Consider the following 18000-nt stretch of genomic DNA (forward strand, 5'->3'; position numbering starts at 1 on the left):
CTCACCCACTATTGCCACCCTAAATCCCGGCCTAAAAATTCGTAAAGTGCTTTGTTGGCAGGCTGAAAATGATAGCTGAGATTTTCCCGTAACGAAGGTGGCATCTTGTTATAGTCACCAGGGTTGTATTGCTTAAAAATGGCGGGATTGGGTTGCCAGGAAGGTAATCCTAGAAACGTAACAACCTCTGACACAATTTCTTGCGGACGCTCGTAAAAATTCTCGCTTTTTAGGATGAGCATTTGTTCGGCTGGGAAAAATTGCCGCCAGCGCTTGAGCTGGGTTATATAGTCGCCACGTAGCAAATAGCTGAAATGCGCCAGATTCAGGCTGTGAAATCGGGGATTGTCAACTGTTTTTTGCAAATCGTTTCCCAAACGATTTGATTCTTGGGCAATAGCTTCTTCGAAAGATAGCGTTTCTAGGCCGCGCCGCACCTGATGATGGTAATTAGAGAATGCCCGCGCTACTGGGTCACGCAGCAGTACAATAAGCTTTACCTGCGGCATCATTTGGTAAACTCTCTGTGGTACGAGAGGGAAGAACAGGTACGAAGGACTTGCTTCGCCCGTTAGCCGCTGCCCTCTAGCCAGGTTCGTGGGAAAATGGCCTCGATACCAGCGTTCCCCCTTAAAATAGAGATCGGGAATTGTAAAGTAGTGAATCTCTTTTTGGTAGGCGGGCAGCACAGATGGATGTTGCAGCAGATATTTGTATAGCGAGGATGTGCCTGCTTTTTGTGCGCCGATGATGAGGAAATCTGGCAACGGCCGTAAATACCACATCGCCTGGCCGAAACCAATTAACAACCGCTGCGCCAACTGACTGAAGGCGCTGACTTCTGGATTAACGGCCGCTTGTTTGTATCGTGTTTCTAGACGATTGCTAGGGTTACTCATTTCACCAATTATTCTCGTAAATTTTCACAAAATTGTGGATTAAGCGGTCCCAAAACCATTGCTCCCGCTGTTGGTAGGCTACCTGCGCCATCTTGTCTCGCTGGGCACTATTTTGCAGCAACGTTAAGATGCCAGCGGCCAATGCGTCTGGACTGCCTGGCTGCACAGCCAGCCCCAGAGTGCCATTTTGCAGCACTTCTCGACGATCACCCACATCCCCGGTAACAACGGGTGTGCCAACCGCCAAACTTTCCACAATTTTGAGAGGTGATCGCGCTTTAGCAATGAGATCATCACGCACAGGATCGATTGAAACTGCGCCTAATCTCAAGTAATTGGGGATTTCCTCTGGTGGCACGCGCCCTGTAAAAACTGTATTTGAAGCGACGCCGAATGATTGAGCCATCGCTTTTAACTTGTCATAATCCTCGCCGCCACCAACTAGGAGTAGTTGAGCTTCGGGTACGGCCGTTTGCACCTTTACAAATGCCTGCAACAACAAATCAACTGGATGGCTCAACAACCCCATCGTGCCCATGTACAAAATGATCGGTGCATTTGGGTCAAGGTTCCATTTGGCATGAAGGTTCGTCTCGGTGGGAGAATGATTAAACCGACTGCGTTCAACGCCATTTGGCACGAGCCTGATCTTTTCTGCGGGAAAGCCCAACGATTGGTATCTTGCCTGAAGAAAGTGCGTGTTTACCGTGAGCCCATCCGCCAAACGGACAATTGAATCTTCAAAATAGCGTACGATGCTTTTTTGCCAACCACTGCTAAATTTATTCGTTTCAGCTTCGTAATCATCACAGTCGCAAAAGATCGGGCGGCCGCGACGGCCGTATCGCGCTGCCAGCACGTTAAACGGTTGAGGTTTGCCCAAATGGATAACATCTGCTTGGGAACGGGCTACCGCTTGAGCCAATTTTGCCGTGGCGTTTAGCGATACCTGGAGCAGCTTGCCAGGACTAAAATATGTTTTACGAGAGCCTGACTTTTGAACGTGCATTTGCCCAACGTAATGCACCTGCACGCCTGCCTCGTCATATGATTTTTGCGGAAGATTCGCCCAATCGTAATGCAGGGTCAGCACCTCGACCTGATGCCCCAGTTTAACCAGTTCGCGGGTTAAAGGGCCATAGCGCCCCAATCCGCTAGGGCTGTCCAAACTTTGGGTGAGAACGAAGGCAATTTTCATGCGGCAAGCTGTTGTAACGTTGTGGTGAGCTTTTCCCAACCGAAACGGCCGTTCCCCTCCACCACATTTTCACCAAAAATGTCTTCCAACCCTTCAGCAAAATAGCGTTCGATGGCTGCTGCCATGGCGGGTGGATTTTCTGGGGGGACGATGAGCCCGGTACGGCCGTCCTCAACCGCCTCTGCCAGGCCGCCGACGTTGGTGGTGATGACTGGCTTGCCCCGGCCAAACGCGGTTTGCACCACCGCGCTCTGCGTTGCACTGCGGTAGGGTAGCACCACGACATTGGCCCGATCAATGCAGGCTGCCAGTAGCTCATCTGGCAAATAGTTGTTGATGATAGTAACGCAGTTGGCAAGGCCAAGTTGTTCAATTTGTGCTTGATAACTTGCTTGCCCGCCCTGCCAAAATTCCCCGGCAATGAGTAAATGAACCGGTCGCTTCAAAAGTGCCATGGCTTCCAACAAGATATCTACTCCTTTGTACGGCCGTACCAGCCCACAAAAAAGCATCAATGGCCGATCTGTTGGCAAATCAACTGGCAGTTTGGTGGAGCCTTCACTTCCTAATGCCGCGTAGGTAGGTAATGGAGAGACTGCCACTGTTGCCTGAGGCAGCACGTCCAGCAATATTGCCTTATCCGCCTGAGAATGCACGATGAAGCCGTTGGCGCGGCTCAGCACCGTTTTGAGGATGCGAGGAAGCAGAATTTTGCTGAAGCGGCCTTGTTCATGCGGCCGTACGTTGTGGCAGATAAAAATGAGCTTGGAGCGTGGCTTCAGCCGCCGGATGCCGTACCCTAATGCCGTCCAAACTGGGGCAAAGTAGGGATGCCACCAGGGAATAATGACCACATCGGGTTGCCAAATGCCGATTTGGCGCAGCGTGCGCCGCCAGGTGAGTGGATTGAGTGGATCAAGTTCGTAGTAGGCTTCGGTTTGCAACGGCCGTTCACTTGGGTCCTTATCGCTTTTGCCAGGAAACAGCCAGGCTGGATATTGGCGCGAAAAGGAGAGCAACAGCACCTCGTGTGCTTCCTGTAGGTGCTGTGCCAGCAGCGTGGTGTAGTGGGCAATGCCGCCCCGGTATGGGTACGTCGGCCCAATTAAGCAAAAGCGCGTCATGAGCAGGATTATAGTTGCCAGTTGAACAGTTTGCGAGTTTGCGCCCGACATGGCTGAATTGGAAAGTTCTACACTTGCCCATGACCCCATTCCGCAGATAATTGAGCCTCATGACTGAATTACAGATTGTTACCCTGCCCGATGAGGTGCTGCGTAAAAAGGCGCGGCCCGTCACCAAATTTGACGACGACCTGCAAACACTCGTTGACGATATGATTGAAACGATGCGCGCCGCCAGTGGCGTGGGGCTGGCCGCGCCACAAATTGGGCAATCGCTCCAGCTAGCCGTTATCGAAACCTTGCCCAAAACAGATGAAGATGGTGAAGATATTCCAGACTCCCGTGAACTTTTTGTGATTGTAAATCCGCGCATTGTGTGGGAATCTCAGGAAGTGAGCGACGGTATTGAGGGCTGTTTGTCCATTCCTGGTTATGTGGGAGAGGTGGAACGGCCGTATGCCGTGCGTGTTCGTGCCCAAGACCGTCGGGGCAAGCCACTCAAGCTGCGCCTCAAAGGGTGGACTGCCCGCATCTTCCAGCATGAAATTGACCATCTCAACGGGGTGCTTTACATTGACAAGCTGACCGACCGCGAAAATTTCTGGACCGACGAAGAATATTTTCAAATGCGCCAGGCCGAGATTGAAGCGGAAGAGGCTGAAGATAATGTGGAAGAAACGGCCGTTACAGAAAATAGTGATTAGAGAATGGAGATTGGTTTAGTCTCTAATTTCCACTCTCCAATCTCCCCAAAGGAAATTCCATGTCGCTTACCCTTGCCGATGTTGAAAAAATCGCCAACTTAGCTCGTTTAGAGTTGACGGAGGCTGAAAAGAAGCAATACCAGGAGCAGCTTTCTGCCATTTTGGATTATGCCGAGCGGCTCAATGAGCTAGACCTCAGTGACATTCCCCCCACGTCCCACGCCATCGCCCAGCAAAACATTATGCGGTCCGATGTGGCCGAGCCTTCGCTGCCGATGGAAGAGTTGTTGCACAACGCCCCGCAGCAAAAGGAGAACCAGTTTGTGGTGCAGGCGGTGCTAGACGATTCTTCAAGCTAGGGTATTTCCTGTTGCGAAAGCGTAAGTTGCTGCTGTATGCGTGTCTGTTAGGTTTTGCAGTATTGCTTTCGCCATTTATTTGGCGCAAAGGGGTGCAGTGGGTTTACGGCCGTTCCATTTACACTGTTGAAGATGTACCGGCTGAAAAGGTAGCGATTGTGTTTGGGGCAGCGATTTATGGCAACGGCCGTCTCAGCGACATTTTGCGTGACCGAATGGATACGGCCGTGCAGCTTTACCAAGATGGCACTGTGCAAAAAATATTGGTCAGCGGCGACAATCGCTTTGAAAACTATGATGAACCAACCGCCATGATGGATTACGCCATCGGGCAAGGGGTTGCAGCAGAGGATATTCAGCCAGATTTTGCAGGGCGGCGAACATATGATACCTGCTATCGAGCCCGCGAGATTTTTCAGCTAGAGTCCGCCATTTTGGTAACGCAGCGATTCCATCTATCCCGCGCCTTGTTTACTTGCCAGCAGCTAGGCATTGAGGCGGTGGGTGTTGCCTCTGACCCGCAGCTTTACCGGGATGCTGGCTGGTATGAGGCGCGAGAAACGTTGGCAACGGCCGTTGCCCTTTGGGATGTGATTCAGGAACAGCCCGCTCCCGTGTTGGGCGATCCCATTCCCATCGAATAAAAAAAGCGGGACTTGGGTATTTAACAAAAATTAACCGCAAAGGCACGAAGAACGCGGAGATTTTTCTCCAAAGAATTACTTTGCGCTCTCTGCGCCTCTGCGGTTTATCTTGAGGCAGTATGAATGTATCTGATTTAACTTTAACTGAACTCCGCACCGCGCTACGCCAGGGGGAAATTAGCAGCGTCGCCGCCACTGAAGCGATGCTGGATCGCATCGTGGCCGAAGATAACGAGCTGCAAAGTTATCTCACGATTACGGATGAGATGGCGCTGGAACAGGCCAAAGCTGCGGATGAGCGTCTGGCCAAAGGAGAGCAAACACCGCTGCTAGGCGTGCCCGTGGCGGTGAAAGACATCATTTGCACACGCGGCGTACCGACCACGGCAGGCAGTAAAATTTTGGAAGGCTTTGTGCCGCCGTACGATGCGTTTGTGGTAGAGCGACTCAAAGCAGCCGGGGCCGTCATCTTGGGCAAAACCAACACCGATGAGTTTGCCATGGGTTCTTCCACCGAAAACTCGGCTTACGTGACCACGCGCAATCCGTGGGATCATGAGCGGGTGCCAGGTGGCAGCAGTGGGGGCAGTGCGGCGGCGGTGGCGGCTGGATTGGCCTATGCCGCGCTGGGTACAGACACGGGGGGCAGCGTGCGCCAGCCTGCGTCATTTTGTGGATTAGTGGGATTGAGGCCGACATACGGCCGTATCTCCCGCTGGGGTGTCGTTGCTTTTGCTTCCACGCTCGATCAGGTGGGTACGTTCGGTCGCACCGTGGCCGACACCACTGCGCTTTTCCAGGCCATCGCAGGGTACGATCCCAACGACAGCACCTCGCTCAACGTGCCTGTGCCCGATTTTGAAGCGGCCTTGACGGGCGACATCAAGGGTTTGCGGGTGGGCGTACCTAAAGAATATTTTATTGAGGGGATTGATGCAGAGGTGGAAACGGCCGTTCGCACCGCCATCGCCAAAATGGAAGAATTGGGCGCAGAAATTGTGGAAATCAGCCTGCCGCACACCAGCTATGCCCTACCCGTCTACTACCTCATCGCTCCCGCCGAGGCCAGTGCCAACCTGGCCCGCTACGACGGCATCCGCTTTGGGCCGCGCATCACAGGTAGCGACATGATTGACAGCGTGAAAAAGACCCGCGCCCTGTTTGGCTCTGAAGTGAAGCGGCGCATCATGCTGGGGACGTATGCGCTCAGTGCGGGCTACTACGATGAATATTACGGCCGTGCGCTCAAAGTGCGGACGCTGCTCAAGCAAGATTTCCAAAAAGCGTTTGAGAAAGTGGACGTGATTGCCACGCCCACCTCACCCACCACTGCCTTCAAAATTGGCGAAAACGCGGACGATCCGCTGGCGATGTATTTGCAAGATATTTTCACCTTGTCGGTGAACCTGAGCGCAAGCTGCGGCCTCTCGGTTCCTTGCGGTTTTGACAGCAAAGGATTGCCCATTGGCCTGCAACTCATCGGCAATGCACTTAAAGAAGCCACGATTTTGAACGCAGCGTTTGCCTATGAACAAGCCGTGAAGTCGTGATTTCTTTTCCGTAAATGTTTGGGTAAGGAGGCGTGATAATGAAAACAGATGAATCAGTCGTTGACAAGAATGAAAACGGCCGTTTGCCCTGGATTAATCATAGATTTTTTAAAGCACTTATATTTGGATTGGCTCTTGGCTTAGGTTTTTTAGTTGCTGCTGAGTTTAGAGAAAGTTTTATGATTGAGCCGCAAACAATGGTGGCCATATTTATTGCAGATGTTGGGGTTCCTATAATAGCCATAATAGCCATTTATGTGGTCGCCAATTTGATCAAATCGTTTTTGTCGCGCTATGGGTTTGAAGGCTTTTATAACAGAAATGAAAAAGTAACGATTGCCCAACTTGCCATTTCATTGGTGGGACTTTTTTTAGGTCCATTGATTCTAATTGGGCCATTCTTGTTTGGGATTGAATTATTAGAAAAGATCGGCGGGGATAGCTTCGCTGCTTTAGTGGGGCTCTTTTTGGTTGGCGCTCTTGCGCTTATTGCGCTTCTCCGTCGTGTAGCCCAACAAAGGGAATCGCCTCAATCGTGAGGGGCTCTGTTGAGATTAGTTTCGTAATAGTTTTAGCCAGGTGAAAGATACCTTGGAGTTGGAGTAACATGAAGATCATCATCCCTCTTGCTGGATTTGGAACAAGAATGCGGCCGCACACCTGGAGCCGTGCAAAACCGCTGCTAAACGTGGCGGGCAACACAATTATTGGCCATTTGCTCAATTTAATGGCGGAAATCACCACGGAAGAAGTCATTTTTGTGGTGGGCTACAAAGGTGACGAGATTGAAGCGTGGATTCGAGCGCATTATCCGCACCTGAACGCCCATTTTGTGATGCAGGAAGAGGCACTGGGACAGGCTCACGCCATCTGGATGTGCCGAGACTTTTTGGATGAAGGCGAGGTGTTGGTTGCCTTTGGGGATGGCGTGGTCAATGCCAAGTATGCTGAAATCCCGGAAGCGGATGCCGATGGCGTGATTTTGGTACAGGAGATGGAAGATCCGCGCACCTTTGGCGTGGTGGTGACAGATGAAAACGACGTGGTGCATGATTTCATCGAGAAGCCGAGCGGGTTTGAGCATAAGCAGGTATTGGCGGGGATTTATTGGTTTAGAAACGGCCGTCTCCTTCACGACGCCATCCAAACCATCATCGAACAGGATCGGCGCACCAAGGGGGAATTTTATCTGGTGGACGCCTACCAGGTGATGTTGGAGCAGGGCGCAGTGATTAAAGCAAAGCCCACCATTTTCTGGCTGGATGCAGGCAAGCCAGACTTTATGTTAAGCACTAATCAAAGGCTGCTGTCGCTGGGCTACGGCACGCAGGATGCCATCGAACGCAGCTATGCTGGAGACTTTACGGCGGTGCCGCCCGTGTTTTTGCATGAAACGGCCGTAATTGACCAAAGTGTCATCGGCCCATTTGTCAGCATCGAGGCGGGTGCAGTTGTAAAAAACAGCGTCATCCGCAACACTATCATAGACGCAGGCGCACACATCGAAAACTGCGTGCTGGACGGCGCACTCATTGGCGAAAACACCCGCATCATCGGCCAGCCCAAAGCAATGTTTATTGGCGATAATTCCCACGTGGAAATTGGATAACTGAGCAACTGGAGTTAGCAAGAGTGAATACTCTAAACACAAGTTTTCACAAACTGATTGAAGGTTGGCGGGCATGTAAATTAGACAATTCGCCATATCTTTTTCCAGGGGATGAGTTTTTACTCGAAAATAAATACCAGAAATATTGGCAAAATATCTCATCGTTTAAAGAATATATTGAAAGCCCAGAATTTGGTTTAAAAACCCAAAAAAAGCTTCATCTTGGCCTTATTCCCATCCCTTATATTGGTGACTTGAAAAATGCCACCATTTTTATCTTGATGTTGAATCCCGATTTAGCAGCGGGCGATTTTCGTGCTGAAGAAGATAACGATAGTTACAAAAGAACCCTTATTGAAAACCTGCACCAGAAAAATCTTGATGTAAAGTATCCATTGTTCACTTTAAACCCCTCTTTTGCTTGGCACCCCGGATTTGGATATTGGCATAAAAAATTGGGACAAGTTATCAGATTATTAGCTCGCCAGCGTAAAATCTCTTATTTAGATGCCCTCAGTGTTTTTGCAAAAGAATTAGCATGTGTGGAGTTAGTTCCATATCATTCGAAATCATTTGGTGTCCATTCAATAATCAAGCATCTAGCATCAAGCAAAGCAGTGCTAGAATTTGTCCATGATGTTTTAGTGCCGCAAGCTCTCTCAGGAAAAGCATTGATAATTGCAACAAGGAGAGGACGGGACTGGGAATTACCAGAACATGAAAAAATAGTGGTTTATAATCAATACGAGAGCCGTGCTTCTCATTTAACTATAGGAAGTCGGGGTGGCAAAGCAATTCTTCAACATCTGGGAATGAGCTAAATTCTGTTTCAGGGTGAAAAATTAGGAGGAAGTCATGCGTAATTTTATTTCAGACCGGGTCGCGGCCACGCCGCCTTCAGGCATTCGCAAATTTTTTGATATTGCTGCTACGATGAAGGACGTGATTTCGTTGGGCATTGGCGAGCCGGATTTTGTGACGCCGAAGCCGATTTTGCAGGCGGGCATTGACAGCTTACAGCGCGGCGAGACGGCGTACACGTCCAACAGCGGTACGGTGGAGCTGCGGACGGCACTCAGCCAGCATATCAACAAGCTGTACAAGGTGAATTACGATCCGGCTGACGAGATCATTGTGACGGTGGGGGTGAGTGAGGCGCTCTATTTGGTGATGACGGCCGTTCTCAATCCCGGCGACGAGGTCATCATTCCCGAACCCAGCTTTGTAGCTTACGGCCCAGAGGTGACCTTCGCCGGGGGCGTGCCCGTGGCCGTGCCCACTTATGTGAAAGACAGTTTCCAGGTGACGGCCGAAACGATTGAAGCCGCCATCACGCCCAAAACGAAGGCAATCTTGCTGGGTTACCCCAACAATCCTACCGGGGCTGTGATGACCAAAGAGGTGATGTTGGAGGTAACGGCCGTTGCCGAACAGCACGACCTCCTCATTATCTCCGACGAAATTTATGACCGACTGGTCTACGGCATTGAGCACGTTTGCGTGCCAGCCCTGCCGGGGATGCGTGAGCGCACCGTCCTGCTAGGCGGCTTCAGCAAAGATTACGCCATGACGGGCTGGCGCATTGGCTACGCTTGCGCCCCCGCCGACATTTTGGCCGCTATGCGGAAAGTGCATCAATACACCATCATGTCTGCGCCTACCACTGGGCAAGCCGCCGCCTTGGCCGCTTTAACTGCCGAGGGTGACAATTACGTGGAGGAGATGCGCCAGGAGTATGACCGTCGCCGCCGCCTCATTGTCGATGGCTTCAACACGCTGGGAATGGACTGCTTTGAGCCACGCGGAGCCTTTTATGCCTTCCCTTCCATCGCCAAAACCGGCATGAGCAGCGACGACTTTGCCATGACGCTGCTGGATGAGGAAGAAGTGGCAATGGTTCCCGGCGATGCCTTTGGTGCTAGCGGCGCAGGCTTTGTCCGCGCCAGTTACGCCACCGCCTACGAAAAAATTGAAGAAGCCCTCAACCGCCTGGAGAGCTTTATGAGAAGACATGGGTAGGCAAGATGAGTTTACTTAATCACGTTTCGCGCAGAATTAAATCAATGGAATGGTCTAATGACCAAAATTTATCTACGGAAGCTCGATTGGCCTATGATGCAGGCATTGATTTGATTGATGGGTATCGAGGTGATCCAGAAGTTATCGTAGAGGCGTTAAATAAGTTTCAGGCCGCACAATCAAGGCAGTATGCCTATGCAGGTTGGGCTTATGCTTTAATGGCCGCATCGTACATTGGCGGTGGTCGTAAGTACGATATGGATGGGTTACGTGAGGCGCAAAGCTGGTTGCATGAAGCAAACAAACTTGCAACTCGCAGGCCTGAGATTCAATTTGTTCAATTGTTGATTCAGTTAAGCCTTGAACAGTATGATGCCTACTTAGAGACAAAAGAAGAGATAGATCCTGCCGCAAGTGAAACAAACTTTCATGTGCAGTTTGCATATTTAGATTACTGTTTACAAACTCAGAGCTTGAAAAAGGCAGAAGCACAGTTCGCCAAAACGTTGTCATTAACCCAGACTGAAAATCAAAAACAAAAAACATACATCCGTATGACGCACCATTTCCTTTATGCTGTGGCCATGTTCAAGGTTCTAGGCGATACACTCAAAACTTCTTCAAAATCACAAATGCGTCATTATGCAAAAAGGGCAGATCATTATTTTCAGTTAATGTCAGAAAATGCTCAAGATGATCCCTGGTTTTGGCACAATTACAGCTTGCTTCATTATAATTTGGGTAACTATTGGAAAGCGGCCAAGTACAACAAAAAAGCGTTGTCGCTGATGCCTTTTGGTGCAGCGCAAAAGATACAAGCAGAGTTAAAGAAGAAACTCGGCACGATTCTTTATCGATTTGCTCGATAAATGAGTTTTGCGGCAAAAACGCCCGAATTTCAACTGGTAACCCCAAACTCACAAGGAGAAACCATGACCACCCTTGCCGACATGATTGCAAATGCCAAAACAAAATTTGATCTGACCGAAACGGCCGATCAGCACAGCCTTTACCAACTCACCGAAAAATTGCTGGAGTTGCCGCTGAACGAGGTGCAAACGGCCGCTCGCCAAGACGATACGCCGCTAGAGTTCAAAATTGCAGCCAAGCTGGCCGATTCACGCCAGTTTTTAGTGAGCAATCAGCAGTTGGTAAAGATTGGCGTGGTGTTTGCCATGTGGGGGGAACAAAATCGGCTGCGGCCCAAAACGGCCGAAAACCCTAACGGCGAAGATGCTTTGCGGGTAAAACTGCAGCAGCTAGATTGGGCGACGAAGGATACGGCCGTTTCTTGGCAGCTCTACGCAGTGGACGATGGCGACCCCAACGACAGCGGTGCGCTGGCAGCCCAAATCGCCGCTGGGCATCCGCTGGGCGAGCAGGTGCAGGTGCTGTGGCTGGACAAAGCCCTGCCTGCCGCCGCTGGCCCGCTGGCCAACCTCGCTTCCGCTAATGATTCACGCAAGGGTGGGGCGGTCATTTATGGCTGTATGCAGGCGTTGGCCGATGGCGTGGACGCCGTGATTTACACCGATGCCGATAACTCGGTGCATTTGGGGCAGATTGGGTTGTTGTTACGGCCGTTCCTCCAAAAAAATCGCCGCGTGGTGTTGGGCAATCGCAAGCATCCCGACGCCGTGCTGGTGAAGCAGGAAGGGCGCTGGGGCATTGGCATCAAGGTACTGCGTCACATGCAACGCATGATTGGCCAGGCCATCTTCTCCCGCGACATCCGCGATACCCAGGCCGCCTTCAAGCTGTACGAAGCCAATCTGCTGCGTAAAATTATCGCCGACCCCACCGTCTACGACTTCTCGTTTGACACCGACTGGATTTTGGCTGCCATCGCGCAGGGTGAATCGCTGGAGAAAGTGCCTTTTGCCTTCATTGATTCGGCCGCGGAATCAGCCTCCATCACGCAGGGGCCGATGACTACTTGGGAAACGCTGCTGCTGGGGCTGACTAAAGCCGTCCGCAAGCATGGCGTGCCCCACAACGAGGCGATGGCGCGCGTTCTGGATGAAGAAATTCACGACTACCGCGACCTGGAGCTGTTGATCAACCATCTGCCACCGGAACTGGAAAATGCCACCGATGCAGATTTTGGCGATCCTGCTATCATGTCGCCAGAGGCGATGCAGGCGTGGATCCGTGAGCGGAAGGCCAGTAATCGGTAATCCGTTATCGGTAAACAGTAAACCGATTACTGACTACCGATTACCGATTACGAAAGAGTAGGAAATAAAAACATGACACAGTACGAACCCGTCATTGGCTTGGAAATTCATGCTGAGTTGATGACTGAATCGAAGATGTTTTCAAAAGCAAAAGTGGTGGATAGCGTGGAAGCTGCGCCGAATACGGCCGTTTCTCCCCTCTGCCTCGGTATGCCCGGTACGCTGCCCGTCATTAACCAAAAAGCCGTCGAGTACGCTTTGCGTGTGGCGCTGGCGCTGAACTGTGAGATCAACCACCACAACATCTTCGCCCGCAAAAATTACTTCTACCCCGATCTGCCCAAAGGCTACCAAATTAGCCAGTATGAGCAGCCGCTGGGCGTCAATGGCTGGCTGGATATTGAACTGGAATCGGGCGAGACAAAGCGCATCGGCATTCGCCGTGTTCACATGGAAGAAGACACCGGCAAGCTCACCCACCAGGACGACGGTACCTCGCTGGTGGATTACAACCGAGCAGGCGTGCCGCTGCTGGAGATTGTGACGGAGCCAGACATTCGCTCTGGCGAGGAGGCGCGGGCCTACGCCATGAAGGTGCGCCAGATTTTGCGTTATCTGGGCGTGAACTCTGGCGACATGGAAAAAGGTGTCCTGCGCGTGGAGCCAAACATCAGCATCCGCCCGGTGGGCAGCCGCGAATTTGGCACGCGTACTGAGCTGAAAAACCTGAACAGCTTCCGGGTGTTGGCCGACGGCACGGCGTATGAGATTGAACGGCAAACGGCCGTTCTCCAATCTGGCGGCACAGTTATCCAGGAAACGCGCGGCTGGCACGAAGGCCGTCGTGAAACGTTTAGCCAGCGCACCAAGGAAGAAGCAGAAGATTACCGCTACTTTCCAGAGCCAGACCTGCCGCCGCTGCATTTGGACGATGCCTGGATTGAAGAAGTGCGTACCAGCCTGCCGGAGTTGCCCGATGCCAAGATCGCCCGTTACCAAGCCAAGTATGGCTTATCGGATTATGATTCACGGGTTTTGGCTGAAGAGCGAGCGGTGGGGGAATGGTTTGATACGGCCGTTGCCGCAGGCGGCGCCCCAAAAGCAGTCGCCAACTGGATGATTAACGAACTATTCCGCCTGATGAACGAAGCCAAACTGGGCATTGATGCGATTCAGGTAACGCCAGCCGCCCTAGTGGAGCTAATTGGGCTAGTAGAAAAGCAAACCATCAACAACAACACTGCCAAAGAGGTGCTGGCCGAGATGTTCAGTAGCGGTGCGGCTCCCACCCAAATTGTGGAGGCCAAAGGGCTGGCCCAAATCTCTGATGATGCCGCCATCCAAGCCATCATCGAGCAAATTTTGGACGACAACCCGGAGCAGGTGGCGCGCTACCTGGACGGGCAAACCAAGCTGCGTGGCTTCTTCATTGGCCAGGTAATGCGCCAAACCAAAGGCAAAGCCAACCCCGGTTTGGTTAATAAACTGCTGGATGTGACTTTAAACGGCCGTCACTAACCGCCTATCACCATTCCTCGCTCAAAACTCACGTTACGTAGCATAGATTTCAAAAGTCTCGTATCTCTCTGGCAAATAGCGAGACTACCTGCAAGACTTTTAAAATCTCTTCACTGGAAGTGCGTGACATCAGCGCATAATTCATATATCCCAGTCGCGGGACTATTTTCTTACCTGGTTTTCAGGGAGCCTTACGCTTTCTTCACGTCTCGCCAACCAGCATATGCTATGATGATAGTATATAAAAATTGTATAAAGTAGCTTTGCCAGATGCGCCGAAAGTACCATTCTACTAGGGAATATGACCTTGTAGAATACAACTATTGGTCGGCTCTTGCGTCTGACCCCCTACCTGTTGCATGTTTATGTAAATCACAGAAGCTATTTTGTTGAAAACAGAACATAACACGGAGTAACAATCCGATGACTGCCTCTCAACCGGAACAGCCCTCAAAACCGTCTGAAATGGTAACAAAACGGCAAAAACGTGCTGCCAACATTGCGTCGCTTTCGCTGTCGGTGGCTATGGGGCTTTCGGCCGTTTTTAACATATATGAATATTTATCGGGTATGGCTGAACTATTCCAGTTGGTGCTGATAAGTTTGCTGGCACTTTACAGCATTATTGGCTATGGGTTTGTTCGCGCAAATAAAACGGTCAGAGGTATTCTGATCATCGTTATATCGCAGCTAGTAATTATTCCACTCTATATTTTGCAAATTCAGGGCATTGGCTTATTGGTGGGTGCTTTTGCCATCATTTTGCCCACAAGCGTGGCGAGCTTGGCGTTGCCTACCAAATATTTTCGACGCGTTCTGATAGCGGCCGTTTTTTCCACCATGTTCGCTATTATTGGCGATCTTTATTGGCCGTTTGAGCGTCAGGCAACGGCTCCCTCTACAATCAACCTCATTGCCATGGGAATTGTTGTTGTTGCCGTTCTGGTTATTGGGTTTATTCTCGCGCGAAATTTCACGACCTACTCACTAAATACAAAATTGATCGCAGGTACAACGGTTGTGGTTGCCATTGCAGTTATTGGCATTGGGGTTACGCTGAGTCAGTTGTCGAGCAGTGCTTTGGAGGAAAGAACAGGGCAAAATTTGCAAACGATTGCCCAGGCGCAGGCTTTGGCCGTGGGTGAACTTTTGTTCCGCGAAACGGCTACGCTGCGTACCCTGGCTCTGAATGAACCGCTTGTTCAGGCTGTACAGATGCAGAATGCACTTTATGGCGAAAGTGAATCGGCCAATTTAGCCAATATTGAGGAGTTAGATATTCAGTGGCAAGGCGCAGAGGATGATGATGCTTTAATTACGGCCGTCTTGCAAAACAGCATCGCCACTGAATTATTACAGTACCAGGATGTTTTCCCCAATAATGTTGAGGTATTTCTGACGGATCAGTACGGTGCGCTTGTTGCCGCTACCAACCGCACAACCGATTATTACCAGGCTGATGAAACCTGGTGGCAAGTGGCTTACAACGATGGACTGGGCGGCTTTTACATTGGCAACCCCGAATTTGATGAAAGCAGCGGCGTCAATGCTTTCAATATGGCCATTGCTATGCAAAATGAAACCAATGAAACCATTGGCGTATTACGCACAACGGTTCAGTTGAACGCGCTTGAAGATGTGCTGGCCTCTGCCCGCTTTGGTGAAACAGGTCGGGTTGATATTTATTCACCTGGGGAGTTTGAAATTGAGATAGAAGACGAACAGCTCGTGATTGAAGAAGAAGGCATTCTAGCTGCGGATGTTTTATCTGAGGCGCAAGCATCACCATCAGGATATATCTTTATTTCTTATGACGAAGAAGCGAGCGTCTTAGCGACAGCACCGATCCAAACATTGACCCATGAACCTATTGTGGATGCGTTAAATTGGATTGTGGCAGTTCATCAAACCGAGGCAGAGGCGTTGGCTGGTGTGGAGGCGCAGCAGAGATTAAATATTTTGTTGGGTTTGGCTATGGTTCTGATTGCGGCAGGCTTAGCTTACACTTTAGGTCAGCGGCTTACAGCACCTATTGTGGCCTTAACCAATGTTGCCCAGCAGGTTACAGGTGGAGACCTGACTGCACGAGCGGCCGTTCAATCGCAGGATGAAATTGGCACGCTGGCTGAAGCGTTCAACACAATGACCGCCCAAGTAAGTGATGCCATTGTCACCCTGGAGGATAGGGTGCAGGCCAGAACGCAAGCTCTGGAAACAAGCATTGATGTTGGGCGGCGTATTTCTACCGTGATGGAACCCCAACAGTTGGTTGTGGAAGTTGTGAACCAGGTGCGGCAGGCCTTTAACTATTACCATGCACATATTTATTTGCTAGACCATCAGGATAAAACGATTTTGCATATGGCCGGGGGCACAGGCACTGCGGGCCGAAAGATGTTAGACAAAGGGCATAAACTAAGCCTGGGGCAAGGGTTGGTTGGGCAAGCTGCTATAACGCAGACCCCTGTTTTGGTACCAGATGTTACGCAGGAAGCCAACTGGCTGCCGAATCCGCTGCTGCCAGATACCAAATCTGAGATTGCCGTTCCCATTTTGAGTGGTAAGGAGCTTTTGGGTGTTTTGGATGTGCAGAACAATGTAAAAGATGGATTAAGCCAAACGGATGTTGATCTGCTTGAATTAATTGCTAGTCAGGTTGCTGTGGCGTTGCGAAATGCCACTTTGTACCAGGGTGTGCAAGAGCGTGCCAACCGGGAACTTCAGATTAACGAGATTAACCAGAAAATTTTGGGGACGATGAATGTTCAGCAGGCCATGCAGGTGGCGGTTCGTGAATTGGGCCAAATTGTAAATGCCAAACAGGTTCGCGTGCATCTTCAGGCTACTGAGAACAGCCGTAACCACCGAGGGAAAACCGAATGATTCAATGGCTAAAACAAAACCTTTACCCAATTGAATACCAGGACGAGGATTTAACCCGAAAATCCCGTTTGCTCAACATTGTTCTGGTCACCGTCAATACCGGGTTAACCTTGCTGCTGGTGCTACGCACCGTTGCTGATCTAACTTACCTTACTTCAAGGACTGGGCTGATTCTTCTTGGGTTTATTGGTCTATTAACCGGTACCTTCATTTTGACCCGATTGCGGCGGCTGCAGCTCAGTATTTACACGCTGGTGTTCATCTCTTGGTTTGCCATCACTTTACTGGCCTGGAATGCCGATGGCGTAAGAGACTCAGCCTTTTTAGCCTATTTCGCCGTTATTTTGGTGGCTAGCCTGTTGGCTGGCTGGCGTTTGGCCTTATTATTTGCCGGCCTCACTATTTTGTCTGGCTGGGGGAATGTTTATGCAGAATCGGTAGGGTGGATTCCTCCTCTCTCGTCAGATGCCTCATCATCAATAATGACTGATTACACTGTCATTTTGAGTATAAGCGGCGTTCTCATTTATTTGCTAATTAACAGTTTGCAGACGGCCGTAAAGAATGCACAGGAAAGTGAGCAAGCGTTGCAGCTTTTTAGCCAGCAGCTAGAAAAGAAAGTTCAAGACAGAACGCAAATTTTGGAAACCAGTATCCAGATTGGACAAACCCTGACGGCCATTTTAAACCAAGAACTATTGGTAAACGAAGTGGTGAATCAAATTATCGCTGCGTTTGATTATTACTATGTACAAATCTATTTGCTAGATGAGGCAAGCGGCCGTTTGTATGTGGCAGGTGGCACAGGTGAAGCCGGTGCACTACTAAAAGCGCAGGATCATGCGCTTGGCCGGGAGCAGGGGCTTGTGGGGCAAGCCGCCAGAGAAAACCGGGTTATTTTAGTGGCTGATACAGGTTCGGATACAAATTGGCTACCAAATCCACATTTGCCCAATACCAGATCAGAAATTGCGGTACCCATTACGGTGGAAAACCAGGTTTTAGGCGTCTTGGATGTGCAGCACGATGTTGTTGACGGCCTAGATGAGAATGATAGCTTGTTGCTCCAATCTGTGGCGGCACAGGTGGGCATTGCTTTGCGTAATGCGCGTTTATACGCTCAGGCCCAGCAGCGAGCAGAACAGGAAAGTGTGGTAAACGAGATCGGCCGTCAGATTCAGTCGGCTGCGAATGTGGAGATGGTTTTGGAAATTGCTGCCCGCGAATTGGGGCAGAAGCTGGGTGCGTCTCGTACCAGCATTGGGGTTGGCCGTGACTATGTTGGTAGCAACGGCCGTATGACAAAGAGATCCTGA

16 protein-coding genes are annotated in these 18000 nt (G+C 50.5%); 13 read left to right on the forward strand and 3 right to left on the reverse strand.

Annotation, left to right across the window (positions count from 1 at the left end; translation table 11 throughout):
* Window positions 1-8: 8 nt before the first annotated feature.
* From ACOQPM_RS13565 to ACOQPM_RS13575, 3 genes are read right to left on the reverse strand one after another with little or no spacing between them, the layout of a single operon-like run.
* Entirely contained in the window at window positions 9-899 is an 891-nt protein-coding gene (locus ACOQPM_RS13565) for a sulfotransferase domain-containing protein (protein ID WP_420629800.1), read from the reverse strand.
* 1 nt (window position 900) lies between these two features.
* Complete coding sequence (locus ACOQPM_RS13570) at window positions 901-2097, reverse strand: glycosyltransferase family 4 protein (RefSeq protein ID WP_420629801.1); 1197 nt, start codon at window positions 2095-2097, stop codon at window positions 901-903.
* Window positions 2094-3272, reverse strand: a complete 1179-nt coding sequence (locus tag ACOQPM_RS13575; RefSeq protein ID WP_420629802.1) for a glycosyltransferase — start codon at window positions 3270-3272, stop codon at window positions 2094-2096. The genes ACOQPM_RS13570 and ACOQPM_RS13575 overlap by 4 nt, the downstream gene beginning before the upstream one ends.
* 59 nt (window positions 3273-3331) lie before the next feature.
* On the opposite strand from ACOQPM_RS13575, the gene def reads away from it, so the two are divergent.
* From def to ACOQPM_RS13640, 13 genes are all read left to right on the forward strand, one after another.
* Window positions 3332-3925 carry a peptide deformylase gene (gene def, locus ACOQPM_RS13580; RefSeq protein ID WP_420629803.1) on the forward strand — a complete coding sequence of 198 codons (594 nt, stop codon included), beginning with the start codon at window positions 3332-3334 and terminating at the stop codon, window positions 3923-3925.
* 59 nt (window positions 3926-3984) lie between these two features.
* Window positions 3985-4284 (forward strand): Asp-tRNA(Asn)/Glu-tRNA(Gln) amidotransferase subunit GatC, encoded by a 300-nt coding sequence (gene gatC / locus ACOQPM_RS13585; RefSeq protein ID WP_420629804.1) that lies wholly within the window; start codon window positions 3985-3987, stop codon window positions 4282-4284.
* Window positions 4285-4295: 11 nt separating this feature from the next.
* Complete coding sequence (locus ACOQPM_RS13590) at window positions 4296-4928, forward strand: SanA/YdcF family protein (protein WP_420629805.1); 633 nt, start codon at window positions 4296-4298, stop codon at window positions 4926-4928.
* 119 nt (window positions 4929-5047) lie between these two features.
* A complete protein-coding gene (gatA, locus tag ACOQPM_RS13595; RefSeq protein WP_420629806.1) occupies window positions 5048-6478 on the forward strand; it encodes an Asp-tRNA(Asn)/Glu-tRNA(Gln) amidotransferase subunit GatA in 1431 nt (476 codons plus the stop codon).
* Window positions 6479-6516: 38 nt separating this feature from the next.
* Entirely contained in the window at window positions 6517-7017 is a 501-nt protein-coding gene (locus ACOQPM_RS13600) for a hypothetical protein (protein ID WP_420629807.1), read from the forward strand.
* Window positions 7018-7085: 68 nt separating this feature from the next.
* Window positions 7086-8087, forward strand: a complete 1002-nt coding sequence (locus ACOQPM_RS13605) for a sugar phosphate nucleotidyltransferase (protein WP_420629808.1) — start codon at window positions 7086-7088, stop codon at window positions 8085-8087.
* Window positions 8088-8110: 23 nt separating this feature from the next.
* The gene (locus tag ACOQPM_RS13610; RefSeq protein ID WP_420629809.1) at window positions 8111-8908 is read left to right on the forward strand and encodes an SGNH/GDSL hydrolase family protein; all 798 of its coding nucleotides are present in this window, start codon (window positions 8111-8113) and stop codon (window positions 8906-8908) included.
* A gap of 34 nt (window positions 8909-8942) precedes the next feature.
* Complete coding sequence (locus ACOQPM_RS13615; protein ID WP_420629810.1) at window positions 8943-10106, forward strand: aminotransferase class I/II-fold pyridoxal phosphate-dependent enzyme; 1164 nt, start codon at window positions 8943-8945, stop codon at window positions 10104-10106.
* 5 nt (window positions 10107-10111) lie between these two features.
* Complete coding sequence (locus ACOQPM_RS13620; protein WP_420629811.1) at window positions 10112-10975, forward strand: hypothetical protein; 864 nt, start codon at window positions 10112-10114, stop codon at window positions 10973-10975.
* A 63-nt stretch (window positions 10976-11038) separates the two neighbouring features.
* Complete coding sequence (locus tag ACOQPM_RS13625; protein WP_420629812.1) at window positions 11039-12283, forward strand: glycosyltransferase; 1245 nt, start codon at window positions 11039-11041, stop codon at window positions 12281-12283.
* Window positions 12284-12355: 72 nt separating this feature from the next.
* Window positions 12356-13801 carry an Asp-tRNA(Asn)/Glu-tRNA(Gln) amidotransferase subunit GatB gene (gene gatB / locus ACOQPM_RS13630; RefSeq protein ID WP_420629813.1) on the forward strand — a complete coding sequence of 482 codons (1446 nt, stop codon included), beginning with the start codon at window positions 12356-12358 and terminating at the stop codon, window positions 13799-13801.
* Window positions 13802-14224: 423 nt separating this feature from the next.
* Window positions 14225-16684: a GAF domain-containing protein gene (locus ACOQPM_RS13635; RefSeq protein ID WP_420629814.1), complete on the forward strand. Its 2460-nt coding sequence runs from the start codon at window positions 14225-14227 to the stop codon at window positions 16682-16684.
* A complete protein-coding gene (locus ACOQPM_RS13640; RefSeq protein ID WP_420629815.1) occupies window positions 16681-18000 on the forward strand; it encodes a GAF domain-containing protein in 1320 nt (439 codons plus the stop codon). The genes ACOQPM_RS13635 and ACOQPM_RS13640 overlap by 4 nt, the downstream gene beginning before the upstream one ends.

Source organism: Candidatus Leptofilum sp., assembly GCF_965223525.1.
In the GTDB taxonomy this organism is placed as follows: domain Bacteria; phylum Chloroflexota; class Anaerolineae; order Promineifilales; family Promineifilaceae; genus Leptofilum.

What these genes read in the sequence shown, in the direction of transcription:
- gatB (WP_420629813.1), top strand. Translation starts at nt 12,356, where the DNA reads ATGACACAGTACGAACCCGTCATTGGCTTGGAAATTCATGCTGAGTTG.
- ACOQPM_RS13635 (WP_420629814.1), top strand. Translation starts at nt 14,225, where the DNA reads ATGACTGCCTCTCAACCGGAACAGCCCTCAAAACCGTCTGAAATGGTA.
- def (WP_420629803.1), top strand. Translation starts at nt 3,332, where the DNA reads ATGACTGAATTACAGATTGTTACCCTGCCCGATGAGGTGCTGCGTAAA.
- ACOQPM_RS13565 (WP_420629800.1), bottom strand. Translation starts at nt 899, where the DNA reads ATGAGTAACCCTAGCAATCGTCTAGAAACACGATACAAACAAGCGGCC.
- ACOQPM_RS13620 (WP_420629811.1), top strand. Translation starts at nt 10,112, where the DNA reads ATGAGTTTACTTAATCACGTTTCGCGCAGAATTAAATCAATGGAATGG.
- ACOQPM_RS13605 (WP_420629808.1), top strand. Translation starts at nt 7,086, where the DNA reads ATGAAGATCATCATCCCTCTTGCTGGATTTGGAACAAGAATGCGGCCG.
- ACOQPM_RS13600 (WP_420629807.1), top strand. Translation starts at nt 6,517, where the DNA reads ATGAAAACAGATGAATCAGTCGTTGACAAGAATGAAAACGGCCGTTTG.
- gatA (WP_420629806.1), top strand. Translation starts at nt 5,048, where the DNA reads ATGAATGTATCTGATTTAACTTTAACTGAACTCCGCACCGCGCTACGC.
- gatC (WP_420629804.1), top strand. Translation starts at nt 3,985, where the DNA reads ATGTCGCTTACCCTTGCCGATGTTGAAAAAATCGCCAACTTAGCTCGT.
- ACOQPM_RS13570 (WP_420629801.1), bottom strand. Translation starts at nt 2,097, where the DNA reads ATGAAAATTGCCTTCGTTCTCACCCAAAGTTTGGACAGCCCTAGCGGA.
- ACOQPM_RS13615 (WP_420629810.1), top strand. Translation starts at nt 8,943, where the DNA reads ATGCGTAATTTTATTTCAGACCGGGTCGCGGCCACGCCGCCTTCAGGC.
- ACOQPM_RS13640 (WP_420629815.1), top strand. Translation starts at nt 16,681, where the DNA reads ATGATTCAATGGCTAAAACAAAACCTTTACCCAATTGAATACCAGGAC.
- ACOQPM_RS13625 (WP_420629812.1), top strand. Translation starts at nt 11,039, where the DNA reads ATGACCACCCTTGCCGACATGATTGCAAATGCCAAAACAAAATTTGAT.
- ACOQPM_RS13575 (WP_420629802.1), bottom strand. Translation starts at nt 3,272, where the DNA reads ATGTCGGGCGCAAACTCGCAAACTGTTCAACTGGCAACTATAATCCTG.